The organism is Inquilinus limosus MP06 (assembly GCF_000767795.1).
Classification (GTDB): domain Bacteria; phylum Pseudomonadota; class Alphaproteobacteria; order DSM-16000; family Inquilinaceae; genus Inquilinus; species Inquilinus limosus_E.
Genome location: NZ_JANX01000615.1, coordinates 1 through 3,585 on the forward strand (window position 1 = coordinate 1; position 3,585 = coordinate 3,585).

Annotated in this window: 4 protein-coding genes; 3 read left to right on the plus strand and 1 reads right to left on the minus strand. The window is 69.4% G+C overall.

Going from position 1 to position 3,585, the window contains the following annotated elements; genetic code table 11:
* From P409_RS39415 to P409_RS29515, 3 genes are all read left to right on the plus strand, one after another.
* Window positions 1-691 (plus strand): CE1 family esterase (locus P409_RS39415; RefSeq protein WP_202964846.1); only part of this gene is annotated, 691 nt, incomplete at its 5' end.
* A 297-nt stretch (window positions 692-988) separates the two neighbouring features.
* Window positions 989-2,677, plus strand: coding sequence for a 2-isopropylmalate synthase (gene leuA, locus P409_RS29510; RefSeq protein ID WP_034846823.1), 1,689 nt, complete (start codon window positions 989-991; stop codon window positions 2,675-2,677).
* Between the two features lie 106 nt (window positions 2,678-2,783).
* Window positions 2,784-2,990, plus strand: coding sequence for a hypothetical protein (locus tag P409_RS29515; protein WP_034846825.1), 207 nt, complete (start codon window positions 2,784-2,786; stop codon window positions 2,988-2,990).
* A 23-nt stretch (window positions 2,991-3,013) separates the two neighbouring features.
* Here the strand turns inward: P409_RS29515 and P409_RS29520 are convergent.
* Window positions 3,014-3,585: DUF1501 domain-containing protein (locus tag P409_RS29520; RefSeq protein WP_152613613.1), on the minus strand; the 572-nt coding region annotated here is incomplete at its 5' end.

Consider the following 3,585-nt stretch of genomic DNA (forward strand, 5'->3'; position numbering starts at 1 on the left):
CGACCTGCCGAACGGCTACGACAAATCGGTGCCCACCCGGCTGATCCTGGCCTTCCACGGCCGCACCGGCACGGCGGAGAAGGTGCGCACCTATTTCGACCTCGAGGGATCGGCGGCGCGGCCGGCGATCGTGGTCTACCCGCAGGCCCAGGGCGGCTGGGGCGGCAAGGCGGACCGCGACATGGCCTATGTCGACACGCTGCTGGCGCGGCTGAAGGCGACGCTTTGCGTCGACCAGAACCAGATCTTCGCCGCCGGCCATTCGATGGGCGGCAGCTTCGTCAACGACCTGTCCTGCGGCCGGGCCGGGGTGTTCCGCGCCACCGCGGTGGTGGCCGGCGGCATCGGCAGCGTCCGCCCCTGCCGGGGGCAGGTGGCGGCGATCCTGCTGCACAACCCGAAGGACAACATGGTGCCCTACAGCCAGGGCATCGCCGAGCGCGACAAGCGCATCGCCCAGAATCGCTTGGCCGCTACGCCGGTCGAAGCCGACGCCACCTTCCGCTGCAAGCGCTGGGGCAAGGCCGGCATCGCCGACCCGGTGGTGTTCTGCGACCTGCCCTCGACCTTCAACCGCAAGCGGCCCTATTCGCATGGCTGGCCGGACGGCACCGGCCCGACCATCATCGGCTTCTTCGATCGCGTCACCGACCAGCGGATTCAGTTGACAGAGCGGCCCCCCGCCCCTTAGGTGGGGGCATGGTGATCCGGCTACGCACGCTTCGACTTATCTGATCGGCGCCCCGAGGGGTGCCGACATCGAAGCCGTTGCGTCCTCTCTTCCGGATCCTCTCCATGACCCCCGACCGATCGTACCGACAGGCTTTTCCCCGCATCTCCCGGGACCTGCTGCGACTTATCACCGGCCGCTGAGCGGCGCATCGCGCGCCCGGCGGCCGTCTTCGCGCATCCATGTCATGCGCCTGTCGTCAATTCGCCCTATCCTGATATTTCCGGCCCCTGCCGGCCGGTGCGAGAGAGAAATCCGATGTCCGCGATCACCTCCAAACCCGGAATGCCGATCGACAAGTACCGCCCGGTCCAGACCGTGGCGCTGACCGACCGGCAATGGCCGAACCGCGTCATCGACCGCGCCCCGATCTGGTGCTCGGTCGACCTCCGCGACGGCAACCAGGCCCTGATCGAGCCGATGGGCACCGACCGCAAGCAGCGCATGTGGGACCTGCTGGTCGGCATGGGCTTCAAGGAGATCGAGGTCGGCTTCCCCGCCGCCTCGCAGACCGATTTCGACTTCGTCCGTCACCTGATCGACAACGACCTCATCCCCGACGGCGTCACCATCCAGGTGCTGACCCAGTCGCGGGAGGAACTGATCCGCCGCACCTTCGACGCCATCCGCGGGTCGAAGCGGGCGATCGTCCACCTCTACAACTCGACCTCGACGCTGCAGCGCCGGGTGGTGTTCGGCCTCGACCGCGACGGCATCACCGAGATCGCCGTGCGTGGCACCAAGCTGATCAAGGAGCTGGTGCCGACGGTGCCGGAGACCGAGATCGTGTTCCAGTACTCGCCGGAAAGCTTCACCGGCACCGAGCTGGACTATGCCCGCGACATCTGCGGCGCCGTGCTCGACGCCTGGCAGCCGACGCCGGACAAGAAGGCGATCCTGAACCTGCCGGCGACGGTGGAGATGGCGACGCCGAACGTCTATGCCGACCAGATCGAGTGGTGCCACCGCAACTTCGCCCGGCGCGACAGCTTCGTGCTGTCGGTGCACCCGCACAACGACCGCGGCACCGGCATCGCCGCGACCGAGCTGGCCCTGATGGCCGGCGCCAACCGGGTCGAGGGCACGCTGTTCGGCAATGGCGAACGCACCGGCAATGTCGACATCGTCACGCTGGGGCTGAACATGTTCACCCAGGGCGTCGACCCCGAGCTCGACCTGCACGATGTCGGCGAGATCGTCCGCACCGTCGAATACTGCAACCAGCTGCCGGTGCATCCGCGCCACCCCTATGGCGGCGAGCTGGTGTTCACCGCCTTCTCCGGCTCGCACCAGGACGCGATCAAGAAGGGCTTCGCGGCCATGGAGAAGAGCAACAGCGGGCTGTGGGAGGTGCCGTACCTGCCGATCGACCCGCAGGATATCGGCTGCAGCTACGAGGCGGTGATCCGGGTCAACAGCCAGTCCGGCAAGGGCGGCGTCGCCTATCTCCTGCTGACCGACCACGGCCTCGATCTGCCGCGCAAGCTGCAGGTGGAGTTCAGCCAGGTGATCCAGAAGCTGGCCGACGAGACCGGTAAGGAGATCTCGTCCAAGGTGATCTGGCACGAGTTCGAGCAGGAGTACCTCGCCCCCGGCCGGGTCGAGGTGATCGGCCACACCACGCTGCCGACCGGCCGCGGCGAGCGCCACATCGAGGCACAGGTCAGGATCGACGGGGTGGAGAAGACGATCCGGGGCGAGGGCAACGGTCCGCTCAACGCCTTCGTCGACGCGCTGCGGCGCGAGATCGGGGCGGATGTCGACATCGTCGACTATCGCGAGCACGCGCTGCGCAGCGGCTCCGATTCCAGCGCCGCGACCTATGTCGAGGCACGGGTCGGCGGCAGGACGCTGTTCGGCGTCGGCATCGACAGCAACATCGTCATGGCCTCGCTCAAGGCCGTGGCCGGTGCCGTCAACCGGGGCGCCCGCAAGGGCGTTGTGTAAGGCTCCGGCCTGCCGGGTCCGCGGTCACGTGGACCCGGATCGGGTCGCCGGGCGTTGTGGAAGGCGCGACGGCAGACCGCCGGCGCGGCGATCCGAGGAGGGGACCATGCCGCAGCTTCGACCCGAGGACCTTTCTGCCGAGGAGAAGGACGCCCTGGGGCGCGTCCATCGCCACGAGCCCGGCGTCACCGATCCTGTCCGCCTGTCCCTGCAGGCCCGCGGCCTGATCGAGGAGCGGCAGGGCAAATGGGCGCTGACCAATGACGGCAGCGTCCTCCTCGCCACCATCGGGCTGGGCAAGCTCGACACCTGACGGCGGCTTGTCGGACGGGTTCCTTACGCCCTCCTGACCAGCTCCCGCATCGGCGCCGCCTCGGCGCTGCCGGGGAAGACGACGCGGCTCAGCGCGTCCTCCGGCAGGCGCAGATGGTCGCGGAACACGCCCTTGACCACGGCGCGCAGGTCGGTGGTCGGCGCCAGGTCGCGGCCTTGGTACAGCCGGCCTGACGCCAGGCCCGGCCAGTCGGCCAGCACCCGTCCGCCATGCACCGCGCCGCCGGCCAGGAAGGCGACCGATCCGGTGCCATGATCGGTGCCGCCGGAGCCGTTGGCCGCGGCGGTGCGGCCGAACTCCGTCACCGTCAGGATCGCGGTCTGCGTCCAGGCGTCGCCGAGCCCACGGCGCAGCGCCTGCAGCGTCGCGGCATAACCGGCCAGCAGCCGGTCCAGCCTTTTGACCTGCTGCACATGCGTGTCCCAGCCATACAGCTCCATCACCGCGATGCGCGAGCCGGCGGGGTCGGCCAGGAACCGGCCGGCGGCCTCGGCCAGCTTCAGGTCGGCGCCGGTCGCGGCGGGCACCATGGCGCTGCCGCCGGCCATCGCGCCGCCCATCGCGCCCTGGGCCG

Bases quoted from the DNA above. Each gene is read 5' to 3' on its own strand.
- P409_RS29515 (WP_034846825.1), top strand. From the start codon at position 2,784: ATGCCGCAGCTTCGACCCGAGGACCTTTCTGCCGAGGAGAAGGACGCC.
- leuA (WP_034846823.1), top strand. From the start codon at position 989: ATGTCCGCGATCACCTCCAAACCCGGAATGCCGATCGACAAGTACCGC.